Source organism: Cupriavidus sp. 01L46, assembly GCF_056399905.1.
In genome coordinates this window covers 1-23,096 of the sequence record NZ_JBFTSF010000084.1, presented here as the reverse complement: position 1 = coordinate 23,096, position 23,096 = coordinate 1, and the positions used below count along the sequence as shown (strand labels likewise).

Annotated in this window: 25 protein-coding genes; 7 read left to right on the top strand and 18 right to left on the bottom strand. The window is 66.3% G+C overall.

Translation table 11 applies throughout. From position 1 onward, the window contains the following. From AC1DS3_RS17115 to AC1DS3_RS17100, 4 genes are all read right to left on the bottom strand, one after another. Positions 1-395 (bottom strand): DUF4131 domain-containing protein (locus AC1DS3_RS17115; protein ID WP_477127582.1); only part of this gene is annotated, 395 nt, incomplete at its 3' end. Between the two features lie 72 nt (positions 396-467). Then, positions 468-1,349, bottom strand: coding sequence for a TatD family hydrolase (locus tag AC1DS3_RS17110; protein WP_441633658.1), 882 nt, complete (start codon positions 1,347-1,349; stop codon positions 468-470). 26 nt (positions 1,350-1,375) lie between these two features. Then, entirely contained in the window at positions 1,376-2,125 is a 750-nt protein-coding gene (gene lolD / locus AC1DS3_RS17105) for a lipoprotein-releasing ABC transporter ATP-binding protein LolD (RefSeq protein ID WP_441633656.1), read from the bottom strand. Beyond that, positions 2,118-3,368 (bottom strand): lipoprotein-releasing ABC transporter permease subunit, encoded by a 1,251-nt coding sequence (locus AC1DS3_RS17100; protein WP_477127581.1) that lies wholly within the window; start codon positions 3,366-3,368, stop codon positions 2,118-2,120. The genes lolD and AC1DS3_RS17100 overlap by 8 nt, the downstream gene beginning before the upstream one ends. A 170-nt stretch (positions 3,369-3,538) precedes the next feature. Between AC1DS3_RS17100 and AC1DS3_RS17095 the strand changes: the two genes are divergently transcribed. Together AC1DS3_RS17095 and recJ are read left to right on the top strand one after the other, a co-directional pair. Then, on the top strand, positions 3,539-4,663 hold the full coding sequence (locus AC1DS3_RS17095) for a hypothetical protein (RefSeq protein WP_477127580.1): 1,125 nt from the start codon (positions 3,539-3,541) through the stop codon (positions 4,661-4,663). 27 nt (positions 4,664-4,690) lie between these two features. Next, on the top strand, positions 4,691-6,388 hold the full coding sequence (gene recJ / locus AC1DS3_RS17090; protein WP_441633650.1) for a single-stranded-DNA-specific exonuclease RecJ: 1,698 nt from the start codon (positions 4,691-4,693) through the stop codon (positions 6,386-6,388). A gap of 21 nt (positions 6,389-6,409) precedes the next feature. Here the strand turns inward: recJ and AC1DS3_RS17085 are convergent, their stop codons facing one another. After that, positions 6,410-7,132: a peptidoglycan DD-metalloendopeptidase family protein gene (locus AC1DS3_RS17085; RefSeq protein ID WP_441633648.1), complete on the bottom strand. Its 723-nt coding sequence runs from the start codon at positions 7,130-7,132 to the stop codon at positions 6,410-6,412. A gap of 211 nt (positions 7,133-7,343) precedes the next feature. Between AC1DS3_RS17085 and prfB the strand changes: the two genes are divergently transcribed. The 4 genes from prfB to AC1DS3_RS17065 all read left to right on the top strand — a co-directional run bounded on the left by prfB (position 7,344) and on the right by AC1DS3_RS17065 (position 11,946). Next, positions 7,344-8,448, top strand: a protein-coding gene (gene prfB / locus AC1DS3_RS17080) for a peptide chain release factor 2 (protein ID WP_441633646.1) whose coding sequence is annotated in 2 segments (ribosomal slippage) — positions 7,344-7,424 and positions 7,426-8,448 — 1,104 coding nt in all. Because the reading frame shifts where the segments join, the coding sequence is not laid out codon by codon here. Positions 8,449-8,545: 97 nt separating this feature from the next. Then, a complete protein-coding gene (locus tag AC1DS3_RS17075; RefSeq protein WP_441633644.1) occupies positions 8,546-9,316 on the top strand; it encodes an SDR family oxidoreductase in 771 nt (256 codons plus the stop codon). A 40-nt stretch (positions 9,317-9,356) separates the two neighbouring features. Beyond that, complete coding sequence (gene lysS / locus AC1DS3_RS17070; RefSeq protein WP_477127579.1) at positions 9,357-10,895, top strand: lysine--tRNA ligase; 1,539 nt, start codon at positions 9,357-9,359, stop codon at positions 10,893-10,895. Positions 10,896-11,166: 271 nt separating this feature from the next. Then, entirely contained in the window at positions 11,167-11,946 is a 780-nt protein-coding gene (locus AC1DS3_RS17065; protein ID WP_441633641.1) for a glycine zipper 2TM domain-containing protein, read from the top strand. 61 nt (positions 11,947-12,007) lie between these two features. Here AC1DS3_RS17065 and iscX read toward each other — a convergent pair whose 3' ends face one another. The 11 genes from iscX to AC1DS3_RS17010 all read right to left on the bottom strand — a co-directional run bounded on the left by iscX (position 12,008) and on the right by AC1DS3_RS17010 (position 20,889). Further along, complete coding sequence (iscX, locus tag AC1DS3_RS17060; RefSeq protein WP_006160183.1) at positions 12,008-12,202, bottom strand: Fe-S cluster assembly protein IscX; 195 nt, start codon at positions 12,200-12,202, stop codon at positions 12,008-12,010. A gap of 56 nt (positions 12,203-12,258) precedes the next feature. After that, complete coding sequence (fdx, locus tag AC1DS3_RS17055) at positions 12,259-12,597, bottom strand: ISC system 2Fe-2S type ferredoxin (protein ID WP_441633639.1); 339 nt, start codon at positions 12,595-12,597, stop codon at positions 12,259-12,261. Between the two features lie 43 nt (positions 12,598-12,640). Further along, a complete protein-coding gene (gene hscA, locus AC1DS3_RS17050) occupies positions 12,641-14,503 on the bottom strand; it encodes a Fe-S protein assembly chaperone HscA (RefSeq protein ID WP_477127578.1) in 1,863 nt (620 codons plus the stop codon). Between the two features lie 125 nt (positions 14,504-14,628). Next, a complete protein-coding gene (gene hscB, locus AC1DS3_RS17045; protein ID WP_441633635.1) occupies positions 14,629-15,147 on the bottom strand; it encodes a Fe-S protein assembly co-chaperone HscB in 519 nt (172 codons plus the stop codon). A 112-nt stretch (positions 15,148-15,259) separates the two neighbouring features. Then, positions 15,260-15,493 carry a DUF3565 domain-containing protein gene (locus AC1DS3_RS17040; protein WP_441633633.1) on the bottom strand — a complete coding sequence of 78 codons (234 nt, stop codon included), beginning with the start codon at positions 15,491-15,493 and terminating at the stop codon, positions 15,260-15,262. Positions 15,494-15,521: 28 nt separating this feature from the next. Next, positions 15,522-15,842 (bottom strand): iron-sulfur cluster assembly protein IscA, encoded by a 321-nt coding sequence (gene iscA / locus AC1DS3_RS17035; protein ID WP_017229301.1) that lies wholly within the window; start codon positions 15,840-15,842, stop codon positions 15,522-15,524. A 31-nt stretch (positions 15,843-15,873) separates the two neighbouring features. Next, positions 15,874-16,275: a Fe-S cluster assembly scaffold IscU gene (gene iscU / locus AC1DS3_RS17030; protein WP_006160178.1), complete on the bottom strand. Its 402-nt coding sequence runs from the start codon at positions 16,273-16,275 to the stop codon at positions 15,874-15,876. A 62-nt stretch (positions 16,276-16,337) separates the two neighbouring features. Next, positions 16,338-17,561 (bottom strand): IscS subfamily cysteine desulfurase, encoded by a 1,224-nt coding sequence (locus tag AC1DS3_RS17025; RefSeq protein ID WP_441633762.1) that lies wholly within the window; start codon positions 17,559-17,561, stop codon positions 16,338-16,340. 62 nt (positions 17,562-17,623) lie between these two features. Continuing rightward, positions 17,624-18,178: a Fe-S cluster assembly transcriptional regulator IscR gene (gene iscR / locus AC1DS3_RS17020; RefSeq protein ID WP_174422841.1), complete on the bottom strand. Its 555-nt coding sequence runs from the start codon at positions 18,176-18,178 to the stop codon at positions 17,624-17,626. An 80-nt stretch (positions 18,179-18,258) separates the two neighbouring features. Beyond that, a complete protein-coding gene (locus AC1DS3_RS17015) occupies positions 18,259-20,349 on the bottom strand; it encodes a site-specific recombinase (RefSeq protein ID WP_477109249.1) in 2,091 nt (696 codons plus the stop codon). Positions 20,350-20,397: 48 nt separating this feature from the next. Next, a complete protein-coding gene (locus tag AC1DS3_RS17010) occupies positions 20,398-20,889 on the bottom strand; it encodes a low molecular weight protein-tyrosine-phosphatase (RefSeq protein ID WP_441633628.1) in 492 nt (163 codons plus the stop codon). A 213-nt stretch (positions 20,890-21,102) separates the two neighbouring features. Here AC1DS3_RS17010 and AC1DS3_RS17005 point away from each other — a divergent pair, with 213 nt between their 5' ends. After that, positions 21,103-21,450: a hypothetical protein gene (locus AC1DS3_RS17005; protein WP_441633626.1), complete on the top strand. Its 348-nt coding sequence runs from the start codon at positions 21,103-21,105 to the stop codon at positions 21,448-21,450. Positions 21,451-21,480: 30 nt separating this feature from the next. Here the strand turns inward: AC1DS3_RS17005 and AC1DS3_RS17000 are convergent, their stop codons facing one another. Both AC1DS3_RS17000 and AC1DS3_RS16995 read right to left on the bottom strand, forming a co-directional pair. Then, entirely contained in the window at positions 21,481-21,780 is a 300-nt protein-coding gene (locus AC1DS3_RS17000; protein WP_441633624.1) for a putative quinol monooxygenase, read from the bottom strand. A gap of 100 nt (positions 21,781-21,880) precedes the next feature. Continuing rightward, positions 21,881-23,096: helicase-related protein (locus AC1DS3_RS16995; RefSeq protein WP_477127577.1), on the bottom strand; the 1,216-nt coding region annotated here is incomplete at its 5' end.

The window sequence follows — 23,096 nt, the reverse complement described above, 5'->3', positions numbered from 1 at the left end:
CCGGCCGGGGCATCCTCCCAGCCCAGCAAGACGCGGGGCGGCATGCCAGCCGCATCGTCGAGCGCGAACACGAAGCGCTGGCCGCGCGCGGCCTGCGCCGGCAGCCCGGCCACCACGCCACTCACCTGCAGGTCGACCCCTTCCAGCCCAGGCGCGAGCCGCTCTGCCAGACGAACCTCGGCGCGCCACGCCGAACAGCCGAAACCAGCCAGCAGCGACAACGCGATCCAGGCCACCCGCGCCCAGCCAGGCCGGCGCGTGCGCAGGCCCAGCGCGAGCGTGGCCGCCAGGAGCCCGGCAGCCGCCAACGCCCACACCGCGCCGCCACGCGGCAGCGAGCCTTGTTGCTGCAGCCACCAGCAGCCCGCCACGAAGGCGAGCAAAGACAGACGCATGTGGACTCCCCAACGGGTAGATGGGATATCGGATGCGTCTGCTTATACGGCCGTCACCGGCCGCCAGACTTGTCAGGATGAAACGGGTTGGTTGCCGATTGTTTCGGCCGGGGCCAAAGCAGGCAATGCCGAGGGGAACATGGTTGACGCGAACGCGCCCAGCCGCGGCAAGGCGGCCACGGAGTTGCGCCACATCGCCTGCGCCAGCGGCACGGCATCCAGCCCGCGCAACTCGCCCAGCACGCGCGCCACGCCGGCCACTTCGGCAGGCGTGTTGCGCGCCTTGTGCTGCTCGCCGAACTGGTCGTCGGACAGCCAGGCGGGCGCGATGTCGGGTGCGTCGGTTTCCAGCACGATGGCGTCGAGCGGCAGGTCCACCGCCAGGCGCCGGATCTGGTTGGCGCGGCTGAAGGTCAGGTTGCCGCCGAAACCCAGCTTGAGGCCCTGGTCGATAAATCCCCGCGCCTGCTGCACACTGCCGTTGAAAGCATGGGCAATGCCCTGGCGCACGCCGATGCGGCGCAACTGGGCCGCCACCTGGTCCTGCGACTTACGCACATGCAGCAGCACCGGCAAGTCCAGCTCGCGCGCAATCTTGAGTTGCTCGGCGTAGATCCAGGCCTGGTGCGCGGCATCGAGGCCGGGCACGAAGAAATCGAGCCCGATCTCGCCGATACCGACGAAGCGCGGATCGGCCAGCGAGGCTTGCGCCTCGCTGCGCAAGGCGTCGAGGTCGGCCTGGCCCGCGCCCGGCGTGCACAGCGGATGGATCCCCAGCGCGTAGACGCAGCTAGCGTGGCGATGCGCCAGCGCCCGCACCGCGGCAAAATTCGACACGGCCACGGCCGGCAGCACGATGCCCGTCACCCCCGCCGTGGCAGCGGCGGCGGCAACGGTGTCACGGTCGGCATCGAATTCGCCCGCGTCGAGGTGGCAATGCGTATCGATCCACATGGTGGGTTCCGCTGGCGCCAGGGCGCTCAGCGCTCGCGGTGGATATGCCCGTCGCGCAGTCGCAGCACGCGATCGCAGCGGCTGGCCAGGTCGAGGTCATGGGTCACGATGACAAAACTGGTGCCCAGCGTGCGCGACAGCTCCAGCATCAGGTCGTAGACGCCGCCCGCGGTATGGTCGTCCAGGTTGCCGGTGGGCTCGTCCGCCAGCACACAGGCCGGGCCGCCCACCAGCGCGCGGGCGATCGCCACCCGCTGGCGCTCGCCGCCCGACAGCTCGCCGGGCCGGTGCTGCGCCCGGTCGCCCAGGCCCACGCGCTCCAGCACCGTCATCGCCGCCGCGCGCGCCTCGGGCTGGCGCAGCCCGCGGATGCGCATCGGCATGGCCACATTATCCAGCGCGGTGAACTCGGGCAGCAGGTGGTGGAACTGGTAGATGAAGCCCAGCTCGCGGTTGCGCACGATATTGCGCTCGCTCTCGCGCAGCGCGGTGAAGGGCCGGCCCTTCAAGGCGACCCGCCCGCTGTCCGGGTTATCGAGCCCGCCCAGCACATGCAGCAGCGTGCTCTTGCCGGAGCCGGAAGCGCCCACGATGGCGACTTTCTCGCCCGCATCCACCCGGACATCCACGCCCTTGAGCACGGTCACGTCCAGGCCGCCCTGGCGGAAGCGCTTGGTCAGGCCTTCGGCCAGCAGCACCGGCGTATCCGAGCCGGCCTTGCCAGCGGCGTCAGCGGCATTGCCGGCCGGTGCGGCGCGCATCAGGGTTTCACTCATAGCGCAGCGCCTCCGCCGGGTTGACGCGGGCGGCACGCCAGCTTGGGTAGAGCGTGGCCAGGATGGACAGCACGAAGGAGACGATACCGATGGTCGCAATGTCGTTCACGCGGGGATCCGAGGGCAGTTCGCTAATGAAATAGATGTCGCGCGGCAGGAACTGCACATGCAGCAGCTGTTCGATAAAGGGCACGATCACATCGATGTTGAAGGCGATCAAGGCGCCGCCGGCAACCCCCGCCAGCGTGCCGATAAAGCCAATGGCAACGCCCTGCACGATAAAGATCTTGGTGATCGAGCTCGGCTGGGCGCCCATGGTGCGCAGGATGGCGATGTCAGCCTGCTTGTCCGTCACGGTCATGACCAGCGTGGACACCAGGTTGAAGGCCGCCACCGCGATGATCAGCGTCAGGATGATGAACATCATGCGCTTCTCGGTCTGTACCGCGGCAAACCAGTTGCGGTTCTGCTTGGACCAGTCCCGCAGGTAAAGCTCGCCCGAGAGCGTGCCGGCCAGCTGGTCGGCTACCTGGGGCGCACGCTGCATGTCCGTCAGTTTCAAACGCACGCCGGTGGGCCCGGCGAGGCGGAACATGGCTTCGGCGTCGCGGATATTGATCAGCGCCAGCGCATTGTCGAACTCGAAATGGCCGGACGAGAACACGCCCACCACCGTGAACTGCTTGAGCCTCGGCAGCACGCCGGCCGGCGTGATGGTGCCCTGCGGCACCACCAGCGTGACCTTGTCGCCCACCTGCACGCCCATCGCGTTGGCCAGCTCATTGCCCAGGGCAATGCCGAACTMGCCCGGAAGCAGCTGCTCCATGCTGCCGCCCCGGAACTGCTTGCCGATATCGGAAACCTTGGGCTCTTCCGAAGGCTCGACCCCGCGCAGCAGCACGCCGCGCACGGCGTCCTCGCGGGTCAGCATAGCCTGCGCGGCCACATAGGGCGCAGCACCGATCACTTCCTTGTTGCGCATCGCCTCGGCGGCGGTCTTCTGCCAGTCGGGCAGCGCCCCGGGGCCGACCACCTCGATGTGCGACAGCACCGAGAGCATGCGATCCCGCACTTCTTTCTGGAAACCGTTCATCACCGACAGCACCACGATCAGCGCCGCCACGCCCAGCGCAATGCCGAGCATGGAAATCATCGAGATAAAGGAAATAAAGGTGTTGCGGCTGGCGCGCTTGCTTGCGCGGGTGTATCGCCAACCGATCTGCCACTCGTAAGGAAAGTTCAAGAGGGTTCCTGTTGTTAAGGAGAAACGCCGGCGCCACACCGCCGACGCCGCTGATGACTTGCCGGCCGCACACCCGGGGCGCCGCTCGCGCCACTGTCGCCACTGTCGCAACCGAGGCCKGGGACGATATTTCCGCCGCCAGCCAGCCGCAAGTTTACAATCTCGGCACCATGATGACGCACCTGACCCTGATTGTGCCCTTTTCTGTCCCGCCCGGCGCCGCGATCGACGCCGACGGCGGGGGCAACGACGCCATGCTCGAAGCCCTGCTGCGGCAGTTGGAGTTGCCGGCGCTGGGAAAGTTGCTCACGCGCGCCAGCCCCGGCCCGCGCGAGCGGCACGACGACCCCTTCCTGCGCGCGCTGCCGCATGAGCGCTGGCTGGCCGGGCGCGCCAGGCTCGACACAGCCCGTGTGCCCAGCGCCCCGTACATGCGCCTGGCCGACATGACCGCCGCCGGCGCCAGTGCCACGGTGGACGATGGCCAGGCCTGGGCCTGCCTGCAGCCGGTGCATATCCACGCCGCGCGCGACCACCTGGTGCTGATGGATCCGGCCCAGCTGCATATCCGGGCCGAGGAGTCCGCCGCCCTGCACGCCGCGGTGGCGGCGCTGCTGCAGGAATCCGGCATTGTGCTTGAGACACCGCACCCGGCGCGCTGGTACATCCCGCAAGCCGTATTCGGGCCACTTGTGGCCGCCAGCCCGCTGCGCGCCACCGGCCGCAATATCGATGTGTGGATGCAAGCCGGCGAGCGCGCCCGCGACTGGCGCCGGATCCAGAACGAAATCCAGATGACCTGGTACGACCATCCGGTGAACCAGGCCAGGGAGGCTGCGGGAGAGTTCTCCGTCAATTCGGTCTGGCTCCACGGCGGCGGCACCCTGCAGCCGGTGCCGCGCCTGGCGGACACGGTATTGACCAGCGACGCCTTCCTGCGCGGCGTGGCGCTGGCCGGCGGCGCGGCATGCCAGCCCCAGCCGCCGCGTTTCAAGGCAATCCAGGCGATGCAGGGCAGCGCCATGGTGCTGCTGGAGGACGCCATCGAGTCCCATATCGCCCAGGACTGGGGCCTGTGGATCGAGCGCATGCACACGCTCGACGCCGAATGGTTCGCGCCCGCCCTGGCCGCCCTYGAAGSCGGGCAGTTGCAGGCGGTCACGCTSATGCTGTCCGGCGACAACCACTACGCCGAGTTCACCGTGCGCCGCGCCGACCTGCGCAAGTTCTGGCGCGGCCTGGGCCAGCGCGGCGACTGGCGCGCGCTGCTGTCCGACCTCGCCTATGCCGCCTGATCCCCTGGTTTTCCGCAAGACCCCGCAATGACAAAAATCGCCGTTCGTTCCTTTTCCGCCGAATATGCCGGCAAGCTGGCCGGGATCGGCCTGCATCCCACGCTGGCGCGCATCCTCTCGGCACGGGGCGTACGCGAGCCGGCCGAGCTCGCCACCGAGCTGCCCGGCCTGGTGCCGCCGGCGGCCATGAAAGGCATCGACCACGCGGCCACCTACCTGGCCGACGCCATCGCCGCGGGCCGGCGCCTGCTGATCGTGGCGGACTATGACTGCGACGGCGCCACCGCCTGCGCGGTAGGCGTGCGCGGTTTGCGCATGCTGGGGGCGCGCATCGACTACATCGTGCCCAACCGCTTCGAGTACGGCTACGGCCTGACCCCGGAGATCGTGGCCCTGGCCGCCAAGCAGCAGCCGGATGTGATCGTGACGGTGGACAACGGCATTGCCAGCGTCGACGGCGTGGCGGCGGCCAATGCGCTCGGCATCGACGTGGTGGTGACCGACCACCACTTGCCCGGCGACCAGCTGCCCGACGCGGCCGTGATCGTCAACCCCAACCAGCCCGGCTGCGAATTCCCCAGCAAGAACCTGGCGGGCGTGGGCGTGATGTTCTACGTGCTGCTGGCCTTGCGTGCCGAACTGCGCCGCCGCGGCGTGTTCGACGCGCAGACCCAGCCGCGCCTGGACACCCTGCTGGACCTGGTGGCGCTAGGCACCGTCGCCGACGTGGTCAAGCTCGACAGCAACAACCGCATCCTGGTGGCGCAGGGCCTCAAGCGCATGCGCGCCGGCCGCATGCACGCCGGCGTGGCCGCCCTCTTCCGCGCCGCCGGGCGCGAGGCCACGCGCGCCAACACCTTCGACCTGGGCTTTGGCGTGGGCCCGCGCCTGAACGCCGCAGGGCGGCTGGCCGACATGTCGCTAGGCATCGAATGCCTGCTGACCGACGACGCCAACCGCGCCTGGGAAATCGCCCAGGAACTCGACGGCATGAACCGCGAGCGGCGCGATATCGAAGCTGGCATGCAGCAGGAAGCCTTGCAGATCCTGGAAGGCCCGCTGGGCGCGCTGGATCCGGCCGCGCGCTTTACCGTCAGCGTGTTCAACGACACCTGGCACCAGGGCGTGATCGGCATCGTGGCCTCGCGGCTCAAGGAAAAATACCATCGCCCCACCATCACCTTCGCCCCGGGCGACGAAGACACGATCAAAGGATCGGGCCGCTCCATCCCGGGCTTTCACCTGCGCGATGCGCTGGACCTGGTGTCCAAGCGCCATCCCGGCCTGCTGAAGAAGTTTGGCGGCCACGCCATGGCGGCCGGACTGACCCTCGGCGCCGACAGCTTCGGGCAGTTCATGGAAGCGTTCGAGGCGGTGGGGCGCGAATGGCTGAGCGACGAGCAGCTGGCGCGGGTAATCGAGACCGATGGCGACATCGAGGATGCCTGCTTCAGCCCGGAATTCGTCTCGCTGCTGGAGCAGCAGGTCTGGGGCCAGGGCTTCCCTGCGCCCACCTTCTGCGGCGAGTTCGACGTGCTGCGCCAGAGCGTGCTCAAGGGCAAGCACCTGAAGCTGCAGCTGGGGCGCGGCAGCCAGCGCTTCGACGCGATCTGGTTCAACCATGCGGATTCGCTGGGCGCCAGCGCGCTGGTGGCCTACCGGCTCGACAACAATACCTTCAACGGCATCACACGGGTGCAGATGGTGATCGAGCACGCGCAGTAGCGCGCCCGCCCAGCGGGTGGCTTAGCCGCGCGACGGCAGCAGCCCCACCGGATCCACCGGTTTGCCGTTGTTGCGTACCTCGAAATGCAGCTCGCTGTCGGCCGTGCCCATGCGCCCGACCTCCTGCCCGCCGGATACCTGCGCGCCCTCGCTGACCGAGGGCTTGTCCAGGTTGCCATACACCGTCAGCCAGTTGTCGTCGTGCTTGATGATCACCAGCATGCCGTAGCCGCGCAGGTCGCCGACGTGGATGGCCTTGCCGGCGGCGGCCGCGCGCACCACGCTGCCGGGCGCCGTGTTGATGCGCAGGCCCTTGCTGGCAGGCGGCCCGTAGCCGGCGGTCACGCGGCCGTCGGCCGGCCATTGCAGGCGGATGCTGGTGGCGGGCGCGCGCGACGGCGCGCTGTTGTCCACCCGCGGCGTGTCCCCGACCGCCACCGGGCCGTTGCCGGCCCCCGTGCCGGCGCTGGCGCCAGCCGGCGGGCGGACCCGCAGCAGTTGCCCGACTTCGATCCGGTCCGCGCTGGGCAGCTGGTTCCAGCGCACCAGGTCGCGCACGGCGCGCTTGTGCCGCCGGGCCACGGTGTACAAGGTGTCGCCGCTCTGCACCCGGTAGTAGCCATCCGGCGCGGGTTCGCTGGCCAGGGTGCCGCAGCCGGCGGCCAGGCACGCCGCAGCGGCGGCGGCCAGCAGGCCAAGCGCGCGGCGCCGCGCGCTCGTCTTGTCGTGGTTGCTTTGCTTCATCACGTACTTATCGTCCMTCCCTGTCCTTAACTTGAAGCCTGCCTGGTGGCCGGTCTTGGGCCGACGGCACGTTCGAGTCTGCCATGATGCACCCGCAACTGTAGACCCTCCAGGGGGCAAACCGTTCGAAATCGCGCAACAGACACGATCACAACCGGGGCAAAAGCCCCCGATCCGCTATAATTCAAGGTTTTGAAAGCGCAGGAACATCATGGAAGCAGAACGCCTCAACGCCATCTCCGGTGCCATCTCTGATCTCCGTTCGCGAACGGAAGATCTACGGGGGTATCTTTGACTACGATGTCAAAGTAGGACGACTCGACGAAGTCAACGGCGAACTCGAGGACCCCGAGGTCTGGAACAACCCCAAGCGGGCCCAGGATCTCGGCAAGGAAAAGAAGATGCTGGAGGGCGTGGTCAGCGTGCTCGGCAAGCTCACGGACGACCTTAGCGGCGCCGACGAGCTGTTCGAGCTCGCCCGCGAAGAAGGCGACGACGACACGCTGGAAGCCATCGAAACCGACGTTGCCGGCTTCGAGGCCATCGTCGCCGACATGGAATTCCGCCGCATGTTCTCCGGCGAAATGGACCAGGCCAACGCCTTTATCGACATCCAGGCCGGCGCCGGCGGCACCGAAGCCTGCGACTGGGCCTCGATGCTGCTGCGCCAGTACCTGAAGTACTGCGAGCGCAAGGGCTTCAAGGCCGAAGTGCTGGAAGAGTCGGAGGGCGACGTGGCGGGCATCAAGAGCGCCACGATCAAGGTCGAGGGCGAGTACGCGTTCGGCTACCTGCGCACGGAAACCGGCGTGCACCGCCTGGTGCGCAAGTCGCCGTTCGATTCGTCGGGCGGCCGCCACACGTCGTTCTCGTCGGTCTTCGTCTACCCCGAGGTCGACGAATCGTTCGAGGTCGACGTCAATCCGGCGGACCTGCGCGTGGATACCTACCGTGCCTCCGGCGCGGGCGGCCAGCACATCAACAAGACCGATTCGGCCGTGCGGATCACGCACATCCCGACCGGCATTGTGGTGCAGTGCCAGAACGACCGCTCGCARCACCGCAACCGCGCCGAAGCCATGTCGATGCTGAAGTCGCGCCTGTATGAGCACGAAATGCGCAAGCGCCAGGCCGAAGCCGACAAGCTGGAGTCGTCCAAGACCGATGTGGGCTGGGGCCACCAGATCCGCTCGTACGTGCTGGACCAGAGCCGCATCAAGGATCTGCGCACCAACGTGGAAATGTCCAACACGCAGAAGGTGCTGGACGGCGACCTGGATCCCTTCATCGTAGCCAGCCTGAAGCAAGGGCTGTAACACGCAGCGGCGCCGCGCCGCCGCCACGCGCTCCCGGCAGGGATCGGCGTGTGGCGGCGGCAGGTGCGGCCACTCACCTGCCGGGACAATCTTGACCATGACCGCAGCATCGACCGCAGCAACGCATCTGATCATCATCACGGGCACCTCGCGCGGGCTCGGTGCCTCGCTGACGCAGGCATTGCTCAAACCGGGCAACCGCCTGGTGTGCGTGTCCCGCAGCCGCAATCCCGAGCTGGAACGGGCGGCGTCCGCCAGCGGCGTCAAGGTAGCCTGGCACTTGCAAGACCTCTCCCAAGCTGGCCCGTCGGCAACCTGGCTCGGCAGCGTCCTCGATGTCGTCGAGGAGACGCTTGCCAGCGTCACGCTGATCCTGAACGCGGGCGTGATCGATCCGATCGGCCCCATCGCCAATCTGCGCGAACCGGCGGTGGTGCAGCATCTGCTGACCAACCTGGCCACGCCGATGACCATGACCGCGGCCTTCCTCTCGCACACCGAGCGCTTTGGCTGCCCGCGCAAGATCCTGGCGATCTCCTCCGGCGCGGCGCGCCGCCCGGTCGAAGGCTGGAGCGCGTATTGCGCTGGCAAGGCGGGCCTGGACATGTTCGTGCGCTCCATCAACGCCGAATACGCGCAGGCGCCGGCCGAACGCGCCGTGCGCGCGGTAGCGCTGGCGCCGGGCGTGGTCGATACCGGCATGCAGGCCACCATCCGCAACGCCGACTTTGCGCAGGTGCAGCGCTTCCGCGACCTCAAGGACAACGATCAGCTGGCCTCGGCCGACGACACCGCGCAGCGTATCGCTGCGTACCTGCAGCGGCCTGACTTCGGCAGCACCGAGCTCGACGACATCCGCAATACATGAACCTCGCGCGGGCCTGGCCCGAGCGACCCACCAAGACATCATGACCGAATCCAACCGCGCTCCCGCCGAGACCAACGTCCCGGCCGCAGCCGACGAAAACAAGATCATCGCGGAACGGCGCGAGAAGCTCCAGGCCCTGCGTCAGCAAGGCCCGGCCTTCCCCAACGACTTCCGCCCGACCCACCAGGCCGCCGCGCTGCACRCGCAGTACAGCGAGACCGAGCAGGCCGTGCTCGAAGCCACCCCGGTGGAAGTCGCCATCGCCGGGCGCATGATGCTCAAGCGCGTGATGGGCAAGGCCAGCTTTGCCACCGTGCAGGACGGCTCGGGCCGCATCCAGTTCTACATCAGCCGCGATGCGATCGGTGAAGACGTGTACGCCGCCTTCAAGAAGTGGGACCTGGGCGATATCGTGGCGGCCCGCGGCACGCTGATGAAGACCAAGACTGGTGAGCTGTCGGTGGCGGTGACCGAACTGCGCCTGCTGTCCAAGAGCCTGCGCCCCCTGCCCGGCGACTACTACGGCCTGGCCGACCAGGAACAGAAATACCGCCAGCGCTATGTGGACCTGATCGTGTCGCCGGAAACGCGCGCCACCTTCCGCGCCCGCACCAACGCCATCAGCTCGCTGCGCCGGCACATGGCCAGCAACGACTTCATGGAAGTCGAAACGCCGATGCTGCACCCGATCCCGGGCGGCGCCACGGCCAAGCCGTTCATCACCCACCACAACGCGCTGGACATGCAGATGTTCCTGCGCATCGCGCCCGAGCTGTACCTGAAGCGCCTGGTGGTGGGCGGTTTCGAGCGCGTGTTCGAGATCAACCGCAACTTCCGCAACGAGGGGGTGAGCCCGCGCCACAACCCTGAGTTCACCATGATGGAGTTCTACGCGGCCTACACGGACTACCGCTGGCTGATGGACTTCACCGAGGACCTGATCCGCCAGGCCGCGATCGACGCGCGCGGCAGCGCCGTGCTGACCTACCAGGACCGCGAGCTGGACCTGTCCAAGCCGTTCCATCGCCTCACCATCACGCAGGCCATCCAGAAGTTCGCGCCGCAATATACCGACGCGCAACTGGCCGACACGGAATTCCTGCGCGCCGAGCTGAAGAAGTTCGGCATCAACACCGGCGCCCCGCAATTCCTTAATGCGGGCCTGGGCACGCTGCAACTGGTGCTGTTCGAGGAAACCGCCGAAAGCCAGCTGTGGGAGCCGACGTTCATCATCGACTACCCGGTGGAAGTCTCGCCGCTGGCGCGCGCCTCGGATACCCAGCCGGGCATCACCGAGCGCTTCGAGCTGTTCATCACCGGCCGCGAGATCGCCAACGGGTTCTCCGAGCTGAACGACGCCGAAGACCAGGCCGAGCGCTTCCGCAAGCAGGTTGACCAGAAGGATGCTGGCGACGAAGAAGCGATGTACTTCGACGCCGACTACATCCGTGCGCTGGAATACGGCATGCCCCCGACGGGCGGCTGCGGCATCGGCATCGACCGCCTGGTGATGTTGCTGACCGACAGCCCGAACATCCGCGACGTCATCTTGTTCCCGCATCTGCGCCGCGAGGACTGACGCGGCGCGGCAGCCTCGCCGGGCTGCCTCGCACAGCAAAAAGCCCCACCAATGTTTGGTGGGGCTTTTTGCTTGTGGCTGCGAGCTTGTTACAAACACARCCCGCGAAGGCCATGCAGTTTCGCTGCCAAGCCTATGATTTAAAAGAAAATTTCAGACTACAGAAACTTACAAAATCAAACGGAAAATGGCAGTGAATTGGGCCAAACTAGGTCCATCGAACCGCTAGCCATCAGTACCGCTGACCGGCTGCGTTTGCGAGGAAAATAATATGTCGAATCCAACCTTGCACCAATCCAACGAGCCTGCCATGCCCGCTTCCCTGCCCACCCAACGCCGCCTGCATCCGCTGGTCGGCGCCGCCGCGGTAGCCATCGTGATCGCCAGCCTGACCGCGGTCGCCGCCATGACTGGCGTGCTGCCTACCAGCAAGGCCACGCAGGGAACGCAGCAATCCCTGACTGCGCCTGTCGCCGCCAATGCCACCGTCAATGGCGCCGACACCGCGCAACTGCCGGCACCGGGCAGCACCACGCGGCCGCCCGAGACCGCGAACCTGGCACAAGCGCCCATCGCCCCGGCCGCACCGGCACCGGCACCGGCACCCGCTGCACGCCGCGCCCAGGAGCGCAGCAGCGCCAGCCGCGATGCAGGCTATGGTCCCGCGCCCAGCCGCAATGACAACGGCGCCTATGCCGAACGCCAGCCGGCGCAAGGCAGCGCGTATGCCGGCCGCGTCGTAGCCATCACCCCGATCGAAGCGCCCAAGCCGGCCAGTGGCCTGGGCGCCGTCGGCGGCGCGGTCATCGGCGGCCTGCTCGGCAACCAGATCGGCAAGGGCAATGGCCGTATCCTGGGCACCGTGGCCGGTGCTGTGGGCGGCGGCTTTGCCGGCAACCAGATCGAGAAGACCGTGCGCAAGGACACCAGCTACCAGGTCCGCGTGCAGATGGACAACGGCAGCCACCGCACCTTCACGTATCAAGCCGACCCGGGCGTGCAAGTCGGGGAACGTGTGCACATGCAGGATGGCCAGCTGGTCGCTGGCTGAGCCGGCATCCGCAACAGCAAAAAAAAACCGCGTGAGACGCGGTTTTTTTTCGTTCCAGCCTTTATTCCGCTTCTTCAATCCAGGCGGATTGAATCGCTTCCAGGATCTTCTCGCCCGAGCGATCGGCCACATCGGCAAAGCCGTCCAGCTCCATGACCCAGCGGTGCAGGTCGGTGAAGCGGATGGTGGTGGGATCCACGTCCGGGTACTTGTCGTACAGGGCGGCGGCGATGTCGTAGGTGTCGGTCCACTTCATGGGAATTCTCTCCGGTCAGCTCTGGTCAGGCCAGCAAGTCAGCGAGCGCGCCGCGCTCAATGCTCTTCCTTGGCATGGTTGATCGTGTACTTGGGGATCTGCACGGTGAGGTCGCCGTCGGCCACCAGGGCCTGGCAGGACAGGCGCGAGTTGGGCTCCAGGCCCCAGGCCTTGTCGAGCAGGTCTTCCTCTTTTTCTTCGGCCTCTTCCAGCGAGTTGAAGCCCTCGCGCACCACCACGTGGCAGGTGGTGCACGCGCAAGACTTCTCGCAGGCGTGCTCGATCTCGATGCCGTTGCTGAGCAACGCGTCGCAAATGCTGGTGCCGGCTTTGGCTTCGAACACGGCCCCTTCGGGGCAGAGTTCGACGTGGGGCAATACGATGATCTGTGGCATGGAATGTCCTGGGATATAAATAGGGTGCGATTGGCCTCGGGGATCAGCCCAGGTCCTGCACCTTGCGGCCGGCCAGCGCGCTCTTGATCGAGCGGTCCATCCGGCGGGCAGCGAATTCGTCGGTGCCGCGGGACAGCGCTTCCACCGCCGTCTTGATGGCGTGGTGATCTTCGCCTGCGGCAACGTCGCTCGCGGCCGCGATCAGGCGCTCCACGTCGGCGCGCTCCTCGGCCGAGAGCAGGTCGCCATCGAGTTCCAGCGCGCGGCGCGTGGCTTCGATAAGGCGCGCGGCATCCACGCGTTCCTCCGCCAGCGCACGGCTCTTCATGTCGTGCTCGGCTTCGCGGAAGCTGTCCTGCAGCATGCGCGCGATCTCKTCGTCGGCAAGGCCGTAGGACGGCTTGACAGCGATAGTCGCCTCCACGCCCGATTGCGTCTCGCGCGCGAAGACCGACAGCAGCCCGTCGGCGTCAACCTGGTACGTCACGCGAATGCGTGCCGCGCCGGCTACCATCGGCGGAATGCCGCGCAACTCGAAACGCGCCAGCGAGCGGCAATCGCTCGCCAGTTCGCGCTCGCCTTGCAGCACGTGGATGGCGATGGCCGTCTGGCCGTCCTTGAACGTGGTGAATTCCTGCGCGCGGGCAACCGGGATGGTGCTGTTGCGCGGGATGATCTTCTCGACCAGGCCACCCATGGTTTCCACGCCCAGTGACAGCGGGATCACGTCCAGCAGCAGCCAGTCCTCGCCGGGGGCGCCGTTGCCGGCCAGCAGGTTGGCCTGCATGGCCGCGCCCAGGGCCACGACCTTGTCCGGATCGAGGTTGGTCAGCGGCGGCTGGCCGAAGAAGTCTCCCACCGCCTTGCGGATCGAGGGGATGCGGGTTGCGCCGCCAACCAGCACGACGCCCTTGACCTCGTCCGCCGCGACGCCGGCATCGCGCAGCGCCTTGCGCACAGGCGACAGGGTCTTTTGCACCAGCGGCGCGGTCAGCTCGACAAAGGTCGAGGCCGAGAGCGTCAGGTGCACGATCTCGCCGCTGTTCAGCACGGCATCGATCACGGTCGAATCGGCCGCCGACAACGCTTCCTTGGCCGCGCGGGAGCGCACCATCAGCAGGCGCATATCCTCGGCAGACAGCGGTTGCAGGTTAGCCTGCTCGACGATCCAGCACATCAGGCGCTGGTCGAAATCGTCGCCACCCAGGGCGGAATCGCCGCCGGTGGCCAGCACTTCGAACACGCCCCGGCTGAGCTTGAGGATGGAGATATCGAAGGTGCCGCCGCCGAGGTCGTACACCGCGTAGATGCCCTCGGAAGCATTGTCCAGGCCATAGGCGATGGCAGCCGCGGTGGGCTCGTTGAGCAAGCGCAACACTTCAAGGCCCGCGAGCTGCGCGGCATCCTTGGTGGCCTGGCGCTGGGCGTCGTCGAAATAGGCGGGCACCGTAATCACCGCGCCGACGAGTTCGTCGCCGAGCGAATCCTCGGCACGCTGGCGCAGCGTGGCCAGGATTTCCGCCGAGACTTCCACCGGACTCTTCACGCCGGCCACGGTCTTGATCTGCACCATGCCGGGCGCATCGACGAAATCGTAGGGGCTGTGCTCGATATGCGCGACGTCGCGCAAGCCGCGCCCCATGAAGCGCTTGACCGAGACGATGGTGTTCTTGGGGTCGTGCACCGCTTCTTCCTGCGCGCGGTAGCCGATCTGCGCACCCTTGGGCAGGTAGCGCACGACCGAAGGCAGCAACGCGCGGCCGCTTTCGTCGGTCAGGACTTCGGGAATGCTGTTGCGAACCGCTGCCACCAGCGAATTGGTGGTGCCAAGGTCGATGCCGACCGCGAGCCGCTTCTGGTGAGGTGCCGGCGACATGCCGGGTTCGGAGATCTGGAGCAATGCCATGATGAATCTTCTTTAATCGTGCGGTGGCAAAAACGGCCCGTCACACAGGCCGGCTTTGCGCCGGGGCGCCATTGTGGCATGGCTGAGGTGAACTTGCCTGGCGGCGCTGGGGTCCCTCGGGGACCCTAGCCTTCCAGGCGCTCGATCGCCTCGCTGGTGTCGTGCTCGATTTTCTCGATGAACATCAATTGCCTGGCCGCGCTGCCGGCACCCGCGTTATCGCCGGCATCGAGCAGCGCACCCAGCGCCGCGTGGCGCTCGCGCTTCTCGCCACGCAGCTCACGCAGCAGCGCATCGAGGCGCGCGACATCTTTCTCTTCAACCGCTTCCTGGAGGGCCTCGCGCCATTCCATCTGCTGCATCAGGAAGGCGGGCGCCATGGCGGTATTGCTCTCGGCCTGGATGTCCACGCCACGCAGCGTCAGCAGGTAGATCGCGCGCTTGAGYGGCTGGCGCAGCGTGCGGTACGCCTCGTTGGCATGCGCGGCCCATTGCATGGCCACGCGCCGCTCCGCATCGCCGGCATTGGCGAAGCGGTCCGGATGCGCCTGCGATTGCACGGTCAGGTAGGCTGCGTCCAGCGCCCCCTCGTCGACTGCATATCCGACCGGCAGGCCGAATAGCGCGAAATAATCGTCTTTCAACACCTTCCCCAACAAAAAGGAGCGGCTGCGCCGCCCCTTTGAACTGCCTTCAGCGTGAAAGCGGCACGCTGACCGCGCGGCACAGGCCGCAGCAATGTGGCGGCTGATCCGGTCAGGCGGCGCGCTTCGCRCTGCTGCCCGCCCAATCCGCCGGCGGCTCCGCCCGATCACATTTCAGGCAGTTCACCAGCGCGCCCATCCTGGCCGCCCGCCCCTGCGGCGTCAGCGTCCATGGACGCATCTGCCAGGGCGGGTCATGGCGCATATGCTGGCCATGCCCGCAATCGAGTTCCGCCACCCAGTGGCTTTCCTCGTCCTGGTGAAAGCCGACAATGCTGCGTTTCATCGTATCCGGCGTGCTGATGCCAGCACGCTCAAACCCGGAACGACTCTCCGCAACCGCACTCATCCTTGACGTTGGGGTTGTTGAAACGAAACCCCTCGTTCAAGCCTTCACGCGCAAAATCGAGCTCGGTGCCATCGATATACGGCAAGCTCTTGGGATCGACGATCACCTTGATGCCGTGCGACTCGAACACGCTGTCTTCCGGCAACAGGTCGTCGACGTACTCCAGCTTGTAGGCCAGGCCCGAGCAGCCGGTGGTCTTGACGCCGAGGCGCAGGCCAACGCCCTTGCCGCGGCGGTCCAGGTAGCGCGCCACATGCTTGGCGGCCTTCTCGGTAAGCGTGATCATCGCTGCTTCATCCCTTGATTGAACGCGGAACTCAGGCGGCCTTCTGCTCGGCGCCTTCGTGCTTCTTCTTGTAGTCCTCGACCGCTGCCTTGATGGCATCTTCGGCCAGGATGGAGCAGTGGATCTTCACCGGCGGCAACGCCAGTTCTTCGGCGATGTGCGTATTCTTGATTTCCAGTGCCTGATCCACGGTCTTGCCCTTGACCCATTCGGTCACGAGCGAGGAGGACGCGATGGCCGAGCCGCAGCCATAGGTCTTGAACTTGGCGTCTTCGATCACGCCAGCTTCGTTGACCTTGATCTGCAGCTTCATGACGTCGCCGCAAGCGGGCGCGCCAACCATGCCGGTGCCCACCGCGTCGTCGTTCTTATCGAACGAGCCAACATTGCGGGGGTTTTCATAGTGGTCGAGAACCTTGGTGCTGTATGACATTTTGGCTACCTCTTGGCGTATCGGTATTTATGGGGTCTTGCGTGGGTCTTGGCGCTTGGTGCTTAGTGCGCTGCCCACTGGATGGAATTCAGGTCCACACCGTCCTTGAACATTTCCCACAGCGGCGACAAATCGCGCAGCTTGGAGATCTTGCTCTTGAGCAGTTCCACGGTGTAATCGACTTCTTCCTCGGTGGTGAAACGGCCCACCGTGAAGCGGATCGAACTGTGCGCGAGTTCGTCGTTGCGGCCCAGGGCGCGCAGCACGTACGAAGGCTCCAGCGACGCCGAGGTGCAGGCCGAACCCGACGACACCGCCACGTCCTTGATCGCCATGATCAGCGATTCGCCTTCGACGAAGTTGAAGCTGACATTGAGGTTATGCGGCACGCGTTGTTCCAGGTCGCCGTTCAGGTAGACCTCTTCCATGCCCGACAGGCCACGCCACAGGCGATCGCGCAGCATGCGGATACGCTCGTTTTCCGTAGCCATTTCCTCGCGGGCGATGCGGAAGGCTTCGCCCATGCCCACGATCTGATGCGTGGCCAGCGTGCCCGAACGCATGCCGCGCTCGTGACCGCCGCCGTGCATCTGCGCTTCCAGGCGCACGCGCGGCTTGCGGCGTACGTACAGCGCGCCCACGCCCTTCGGGCCGTAGGTCTTGTGTGCCGAGAACGACATCAGGTCGCACTTCAGCGTGTTCAGGTCGATCGCCACCTTGCCGGTGGCCTGGGCCGCGTCGCAATGGAAGATGATGCCCTTGGCGCGGCAGATCTCGCCGATCTGCGCCACGTCCTGGATCACCCCGATCTCGTTGTTGACCAGCATCACCGACACCAGGATCGTGTCAGGGCGGATCGCCGCCTTGAGCACTTCGATGTCGACCAGGCCGTTTTCCTGCACGTCGAGGTAGGTCACCTCGAAGCCCTGGCGCTCCAGCTCACGKGTGGTGTCGAGCACAGCCTTGTGCTCGGTCTTCACCGTGATCAGGTGCTTGCCCTTGCCCGAATAGAAATTGGCCGCGCCCTTGATGGCGAGGTTGTTGGACTCGGTTGCGCCCGATGTCCACACGATCTCGCGCGGATCGGCGCCCACCAGTGCCGCCACCTGCTCACGCGCTTCTTCCACCGCGCGCTCGGCATCCCAGCCGTAGGCGTGGCTGCGCGAAGCCGGATTGCCGAACTGTTCACGCAAGTACGGAATCATCTTGTCCGCCACGCGCGGGTCTACCGGCGTGGTGGCTGAGTAATCCATGTAGATGGGGAAATGTGGGGTGCTCATCGTTATGACTGCCTTTTAGGGACCGCTATGCTTGACGTTGCTCTCTATTCTCTCGCCGGCTGCCCGTCTTACGACTGAGCCAGGCTGAAAACCGAATTYACCACCCGCGGACGCGCGGGCTTTTCCTGCTTGTCCGCCTTGCCGATCGGCGCGGCCACGGTTTGCGCMGCCGACTCCTCGCGCATGTCGTGCAACACCGCGGGACACTTGGCGCGCTGCTGGTCGACCAGGTTCTTCAGGGAGACGGAATCGAGATACTCGACCATTTTCTGGTTCAGCGTGGCCCACAGCTCGTGGGTCATGCAGCGACCGGTTCCCTCATCTCCGTTACAATTACCCTTTCCGCCGCATTGCGTGGCGTCGAGCGGCTCATCGACTGCGATGATGATATCGGCCACCGTCACGTCTTCCGCCTTGCGGGCAAGACTGTAGCCGCCGCCCGGGCCGCGCACGCTTTCCACGATCTCGTGGCGGCGCAGCTTACCGAACAGCTGCTCTAGGTAAGAGAGGGATATTTTCTGGCGCTGGCTGATGCCCGCTAGCGTAACGGGGCCCTGATCCTGGCGCATGGCCAGGTCAATCATGGCGGTTACCGCGAAGCGGCCTTTGGTCGTCAGTCTCATGATGCTGGGGAGTACTTGATCATTTTGGTCAAGTATAAAAGAAGTCGACTAATTCAGTCAAGTACCCCTGCCGCATCGCATCAAACCCGCCCCTGCTCCGCCGAGGCCGTGCCAACGGGCGCGCGCGGCGGCACGATCAGCGACCAGGGGTGTTTCAGGATGCGCCGCCGCACGGCCGAACTTAGCGCCCGGCGATCCACCCGGCGCAGGCTGCGTGAGCCCAGCGCCATATTGAAGGCCAGCGCGAAACTCACAGCAACGTTCAGCAGCCCCATCAGCGCAATGCCCGCCACCGCCAGCCAGAACGACGGCAGCTTCAGCACAGCGAAGCCCAGCACGCCGATCGCGGTGCCCACCGAGCCGGTCGACAAGGTGACGTGCCGCACTTCCATGTGGGGGCCGAAGAAGCTGAGTATCTCCGGCCCCAGCCCGAGCAGCAGCCCCAGCGACACATTGGCGGCGATCCCCGACATATTGCGCTTCCAGAAGTCCGCCATCCGCGTGGCTCCCTGCGCACCCAGCACATAGCGCAGGCGGCGGTTGTACACCATCACGTCATGCACCTTGTGCAGCGCGAACCAGTTGTCGGCCCAGCCCGCCACCAGGCTGGACAGCCACAAGAGTACCCCGGTAAAGATGGCGTAGACCGGCGTGGGGCCAAGGATGGAAAACGACTCGATGGTGGCGATCGCCTTGGCGGGTGTGATCAGGTTGGCGCCCAGGATGCGGTTGGCAAGCCACTGGATGCCCATCGCCACCGGGAACACCACCGCCAGGTTGCCGAAAATCGCCGCGGCGTTTGAGCGGATCATGGCGATGGTGTCGTCAACGAAGATCTCCCGGCCCTCCGGCCTGCCGACCGCATCGAGCCGGTGCGCCAGTGCCGGGCCGGTCATCGCCGGCTGCTTGGTGGCCAGTGTGAAATGCGCGAAGTGGATCACCAGGAAGCTGCCCGCATAGTTGAGCGAGGCCAGCAGGCCCTCGATGAACTTGTCCAGGTGCAGCCCATAGATCAGGAACTTGAGATAGACCGTGCCAACGGTGATCAAGCCGCCACCGGCGGCGGCCCGCATCAGCTCGCGATACTCGCGGCGATCGCGCGTGATGTAGTGCTCGCCGGTCTCGGCCGAGCGCTCAACCACCTTGCGCGCCAGTTGCGAAAACGAGGTGCCCGCCAGGTGCCCGATACTGCGCCGCGCCTGGGTGGAGCGGATCAGCGCCGCGATCAGGTGGGCATGCCGGCCGCGCCGCTGCGGCTCGACCCAGGTCGCCAGCAACAGCTCGATGCGCGCGAGCCGGACCTTCATGCGCTCGATCTGGAACACCACCTCCACCGAAACGCCGTTCTCCTCCAAGTCGTCGTACACGCGCTGAGCCGCCTGGTGGCAGCCATCGAGCAGCGCGCGGAAATAGTTGAGCCGGTGCGCGAAAGCCTCGCCGCCGTGCGCCGCCTCCTCCTCTTCGCACAAGGCTTGCACGGCGCTGTCCAGCCGAAAAAACGGCGTGTCCTGCACCTTGCCCTTGAGGCGCGAACGGATTGCCTGGCTCAGTCCGGTAGCACGCACCTGGCTGACCAGCACCTGGATGCTGGTGGCCAGCGTGCGGTCGAAACGATCCCATTCGGGCGGCGCGGCGGCTTCGCCCCGCGCTTGCGGATCGTCGGCGCGTAGCACGGCACCCAGCCGATCGAGCAGGTCGCCATCGAGCGCCTCGACCCAGTCGGCATCGTTGCCATCGATAAACAGCAGTGCGAACAGGCCCGCCATATCGCTACGGTTGGGCGGCGGCGGCAGGAACCGCGCCTGCAAGCGGTTCAGCACCTCGCTCCAGAAGCCCGGGTGGGAAGCCACACCGGTGTCGCACAGCAGGGTGACCGGATCGTTATCGCGCACGATGGAACGCACCATGCGGGCAAAGCGTCCCGCCACTTCCGGATTGCGGCCAAGCACCTGCAGCAGGTAGCGCAGCCGCACGTGCTCCCGGCGGCTCTTGTCAGCCGCCACGCCTTCGGCGCCCGGCAGCCCGTCGCGCCGGATCCAGTAGCCCAGCTCGATCAGCCAGCCGTTGCGGTCGGCCAGCGGCGCCTCCGGGTCCGCTGCCGCCAGGATTGCGTCGAGTTGCAGGCTGGCATTGCGCGACTCGCGCCATTTGCGGAACAGGGAACGAAACATGAATCCTCGTGAAAGTGATGGAAAGGCTGCAAGGGCGGCCGAGCGCAATCAGGTAGCGCCGCCAAGCCCCTTGGCACGGAGCATGGCGATCACGCCATCGCAGGCGTCCTCGACATAGTCGAGCACGCGCTCGAAGCCATCACCCTCGCCGTAGTAGGGATCCGGCACTTCGTCCGTGGCGTGCCGGCTGGCGAAGCTCATCAGCAGGCGCAGCTTGTCCTGGCTGCCAGGCGGGCAGATGGCACGCAGCGCCGCCAGGTTGTCCTGGTCCATGGCCAGCAGCAGGTCAAAACGGGCGAAATCCTGCACCACGGCCTGGCGCGCGCGTTGCGCGGAGAGGTCGTAGCCACGGGCTAGCGCATGACGCTGGGAGCGCGCATCGGGCGCGCGCCCGATGTGATAGCCATGCGTGCCGGCGGAATCCAGCTCGACCAGATCGGCCAGTCCGACCGCCTCCAGCTTGGCGCGCAGCACGCCCTCGGCGGTCGGAGAACGGCAGATGTTTCCCATGCAACACATCAAGATGGCGTATTTCTTCATAGGGGTGTGGCGCTATCCAGCGCCGAAAGCAAGACGACAAAAGGCGGCACGTGCGACGGGCTTGCAGCCACCGCACCGGGCACGGCTGCMACAACGAAGCCGGATTCTACAGCCCTGCCCGCGGGACCACGCTCACGGGAGCGCCAGCATGCCGGTTGAAGCCACCAGGCAAAAAAGATGACGCGAAGGTGCCGCCCACCGCATAATCGCGCGGTGAACCTCCGCCTCAGCCCACTCCTCCTGGCACCCCTTCTGCTTTGCGCAAGCCTGGCCAACGCCGCCGAGCCATCCGCGGACGCCGCCTCCGGCGCAGGCTGCGAAAGCCTGCTCACCGTGGTCCGGCATAGCCTGGAGAAAGAAATCGGTGCCGCCTGCCCTGCCTCGGCCCCTGCCCCTGTCCCTGCCTCGGCACCGGCGCCAGCCACCACATGCGCCGCGCAACGCGAACCGCTGCGCGCCATCGTGGACTTCATCAGCACGCGCGAGGCCGCCAGCGCGGACAAGTGCGACACCCTGCTGGAAGTCAACAAGCGTTTGCGCTCGCTGCCCCCGAAGGTCTGATAAGACTAGCAGGCAAGCAGGCAAATCGGCTCAGGGCAGCTTGGCCGCCAGCACATCCAGCTTTTCGATAGAAGGCGGCTTGGCGAACAGGTCGGGCGCCTTGGCCATCAGGGCCTCGGCCACCTTGCCCGACAGATGGGCGTTGCGCCCGGCCTCATCGGCAAACGCATCGAAGATGCCGAACGTGGATGGCCCGAGCCGCAGCGCAAACCATGCCGTGGTGCCGGCTTCGGCCTGCACCAGCGGCAAGCCGGCGAGCAGGAATTCCTCGACTTCCTTTTCCTTGCCGGGCTTCGCATGCAGCGGAACCCACAGAGCGAGCTTGACCATGGAACATCTCCTCACCACTGTCCGGGATTCCAACTATAGGCGGTAGCCAAGCCGCGCGCCTGCATCCCGCAGGCGTGTGGCCGAGGCAGGGCCCACGCCCTCAGGACGCGGCCGCGGCAGGCGGCGGCAGGTGCTCCCCATCGCCGCTGGCGCCAAAGACCTGGCGCTTGAGCTTGGCCAGCTGGTCGCGCACCTGCCCGGCCTTCTCGAACTCGAGATTCTTGGCGTGCTCGAACATCTGCTTCTCCAGCCGCTTGATCTCCTTCGCAACCTGCTTCTCGCTCATGTCCTCGTACTTGGCGCGCTCCTCCGCGGCCAGCAGCTCGGCCTTGACCTCGCCAGGGTCGTAGACCCCGTCGATGATGTCCTTGATGCGCTTGACCACGCCGCGCGGCACGATGCCATTGGCTTCGTTGAACGCGATCTGCTTGGCGCGGCGGCGTTCCGTCTCACCGATCGCCCGCTTCATCGAATCGGTCATCCGGTCCGCGTACAGGATGGCGGTGCCGTTGACGTTACGGGCTGCGCGGCCGATGGTCTGGATCAACGAACGCTCGGCGCGCAGGAAGCCTTCCTTGTCGGCGTCGAGAATCGCCACCAGCGAGACTTCCGGAATATCCAGGCCCTCGCGCAGCAGGTTGATGCCGACCAGCACGTCGAAGGTACCCAGGCGGAGGTCGCGAATGATCTCCACGCGCTCCACCGTATCGATGTCCGAGTGCAGGTAACGCACCTTGACGCCGTTCTCGGTCAGGAACTCCGTGAGCTGCTCGGACATGCGCTTGGTCAGCGTGGTCACCAGCACGCGCTCGCCGACGGAGACCTTCTGGTGGATCTCGGACAGCAGGTCGTCGACCTGCGTGGTCGCGGGACGCACGTGGATGATCGGATCAACCAGGCCGGTGGGCCGGACCACCTGCTCCACCACCTGGCCCGCATGCTCGTTCTCGTAATTGGACGGCGTGGCGGAGACAAACATCACCTGCCGCATCTTGCCCTCGAACTCCGAGAACTTGAGGGGGCGGTTGTCCAGGGCGGACGGCAGCCGGAAGCCATAGTCGACCAAGGTCGTCTTGCGCGCCTTGTCGCCGTTGTACATGCCGTTGAACTGCCCCATCAGCACGTGCGACTCGTCCAGGAACATCAACGCGTCCTGCGGCAGGTAGTCGACCAGCGTTGGCGGCGGATCGCCCGGCTTGGCGCCCGACAGGTGCCGCGAGTAGTTTTCGATGCCCTTGCAGAACCCGAGTTCGGAGAGCATTTCCAGGTCGAAGCGGGAGCGCTGCTCCAGCCGCTGCGCCTCCACCAGCTTGTTC

What these genes read in the sequence shown, in the direction of transcription:
- iscX (WP_006160183.1), bottom strand. Translation starts at nt 12,202, where the DNA reads ATGAAGTGGACCGACACCTACGACATCGCCGCCGCCCTGTACGACAAG.
- recJ (WP_441633650.1), top strand. Translation starts at nt 4,691, where the DNA reads ATGACAAAAATCGCCGTTCGTTCCTTTTCCGCCGAATATGCCGGCAAG.
- iscU (WP_006160178.1), bottom strand. Translation starts at nt 16,275, where the DNA reads ATGTCATACAGCACCAAGGTTCTCGACCACTATGAAAACCCCCGCAAT.
- AC1DS3_RS17110 (WP_441633658.1), bottom strand. Translation starts at nt 1,349, where the DNA reads ATGTGGATCGATACGCATTGCCACCTCGACGCGGGCGAATTCGATGCC.
- iscA (WP_017229301.1), bottom strand. Translation starts at nt 15,842, where the DNA reads ATGATCACGCTTACCGAGAAGGCCGCCAAGCATGTGGCGCGCTACCTG.
- lolD (WP_441633656.1), bottom strand. Translation starts at nt 2,125, where the DNA reads ATGAGTGAAACCCTGATGCGCGCCGCACCGGCCGGCAATGCCGCTGAC.
- AC1DS3_RS17000 (WP_441633624.1), bottom strand. Translation starts at nt 21,780, where the DNA reads ATGGTCAAGCTCGCTCTGTGGGTTCCGCTGCATGCGAAGCCCGGCAAG.
- AC1DS3_RS17075 (WP_441633644.1), top strand. Translation starts at nt 8,546, where the DNA reads ATGACCGCAGCATCGACCGCAGCAACGCATCTGATCATCATCACGGGC.
- AC1DS3_RS17015 (WP_477109249.1), bottom strand. Translation starts at nt 20,349, where the DNA reads ATGTTTCGTTCCCTGTTCCGCAAATGGCGCGAGTCGCGCAATGCCAGC.
- AC1DS3_RS17085 (WP_441633648.1), bottom strand. Translation starts at nt 7,132, where the DNA reads ATGAAGCAAAGCAACCACGACAAGACGAGCGCGCGGCGCCGCGCGCTT.
- AC1DS3_RS17010 (WP_441633628.1), bottom strand. Translation starts at nt 20,889, where the DNA reads ATGAAGAAATACGCCATCTTGATGTGTTGCATGGGAAACATCTGCCGT.
- fdx (WP_441633639.1), bottom strand. Translation starts at nt 12,597, where the DNA reads ATGCCACAGATCATCGTATTGCCCCACGTCGAACTCTGCCCCGAAGGG.
- AC1DS3_RS17065 (WP_441633641.1), top strand. Translation starts at nt 11,167, where the DNA reads ATGTCGAATCCAACCTTGCACCAATCCAACGAGCCTGCCATGCCCGCT.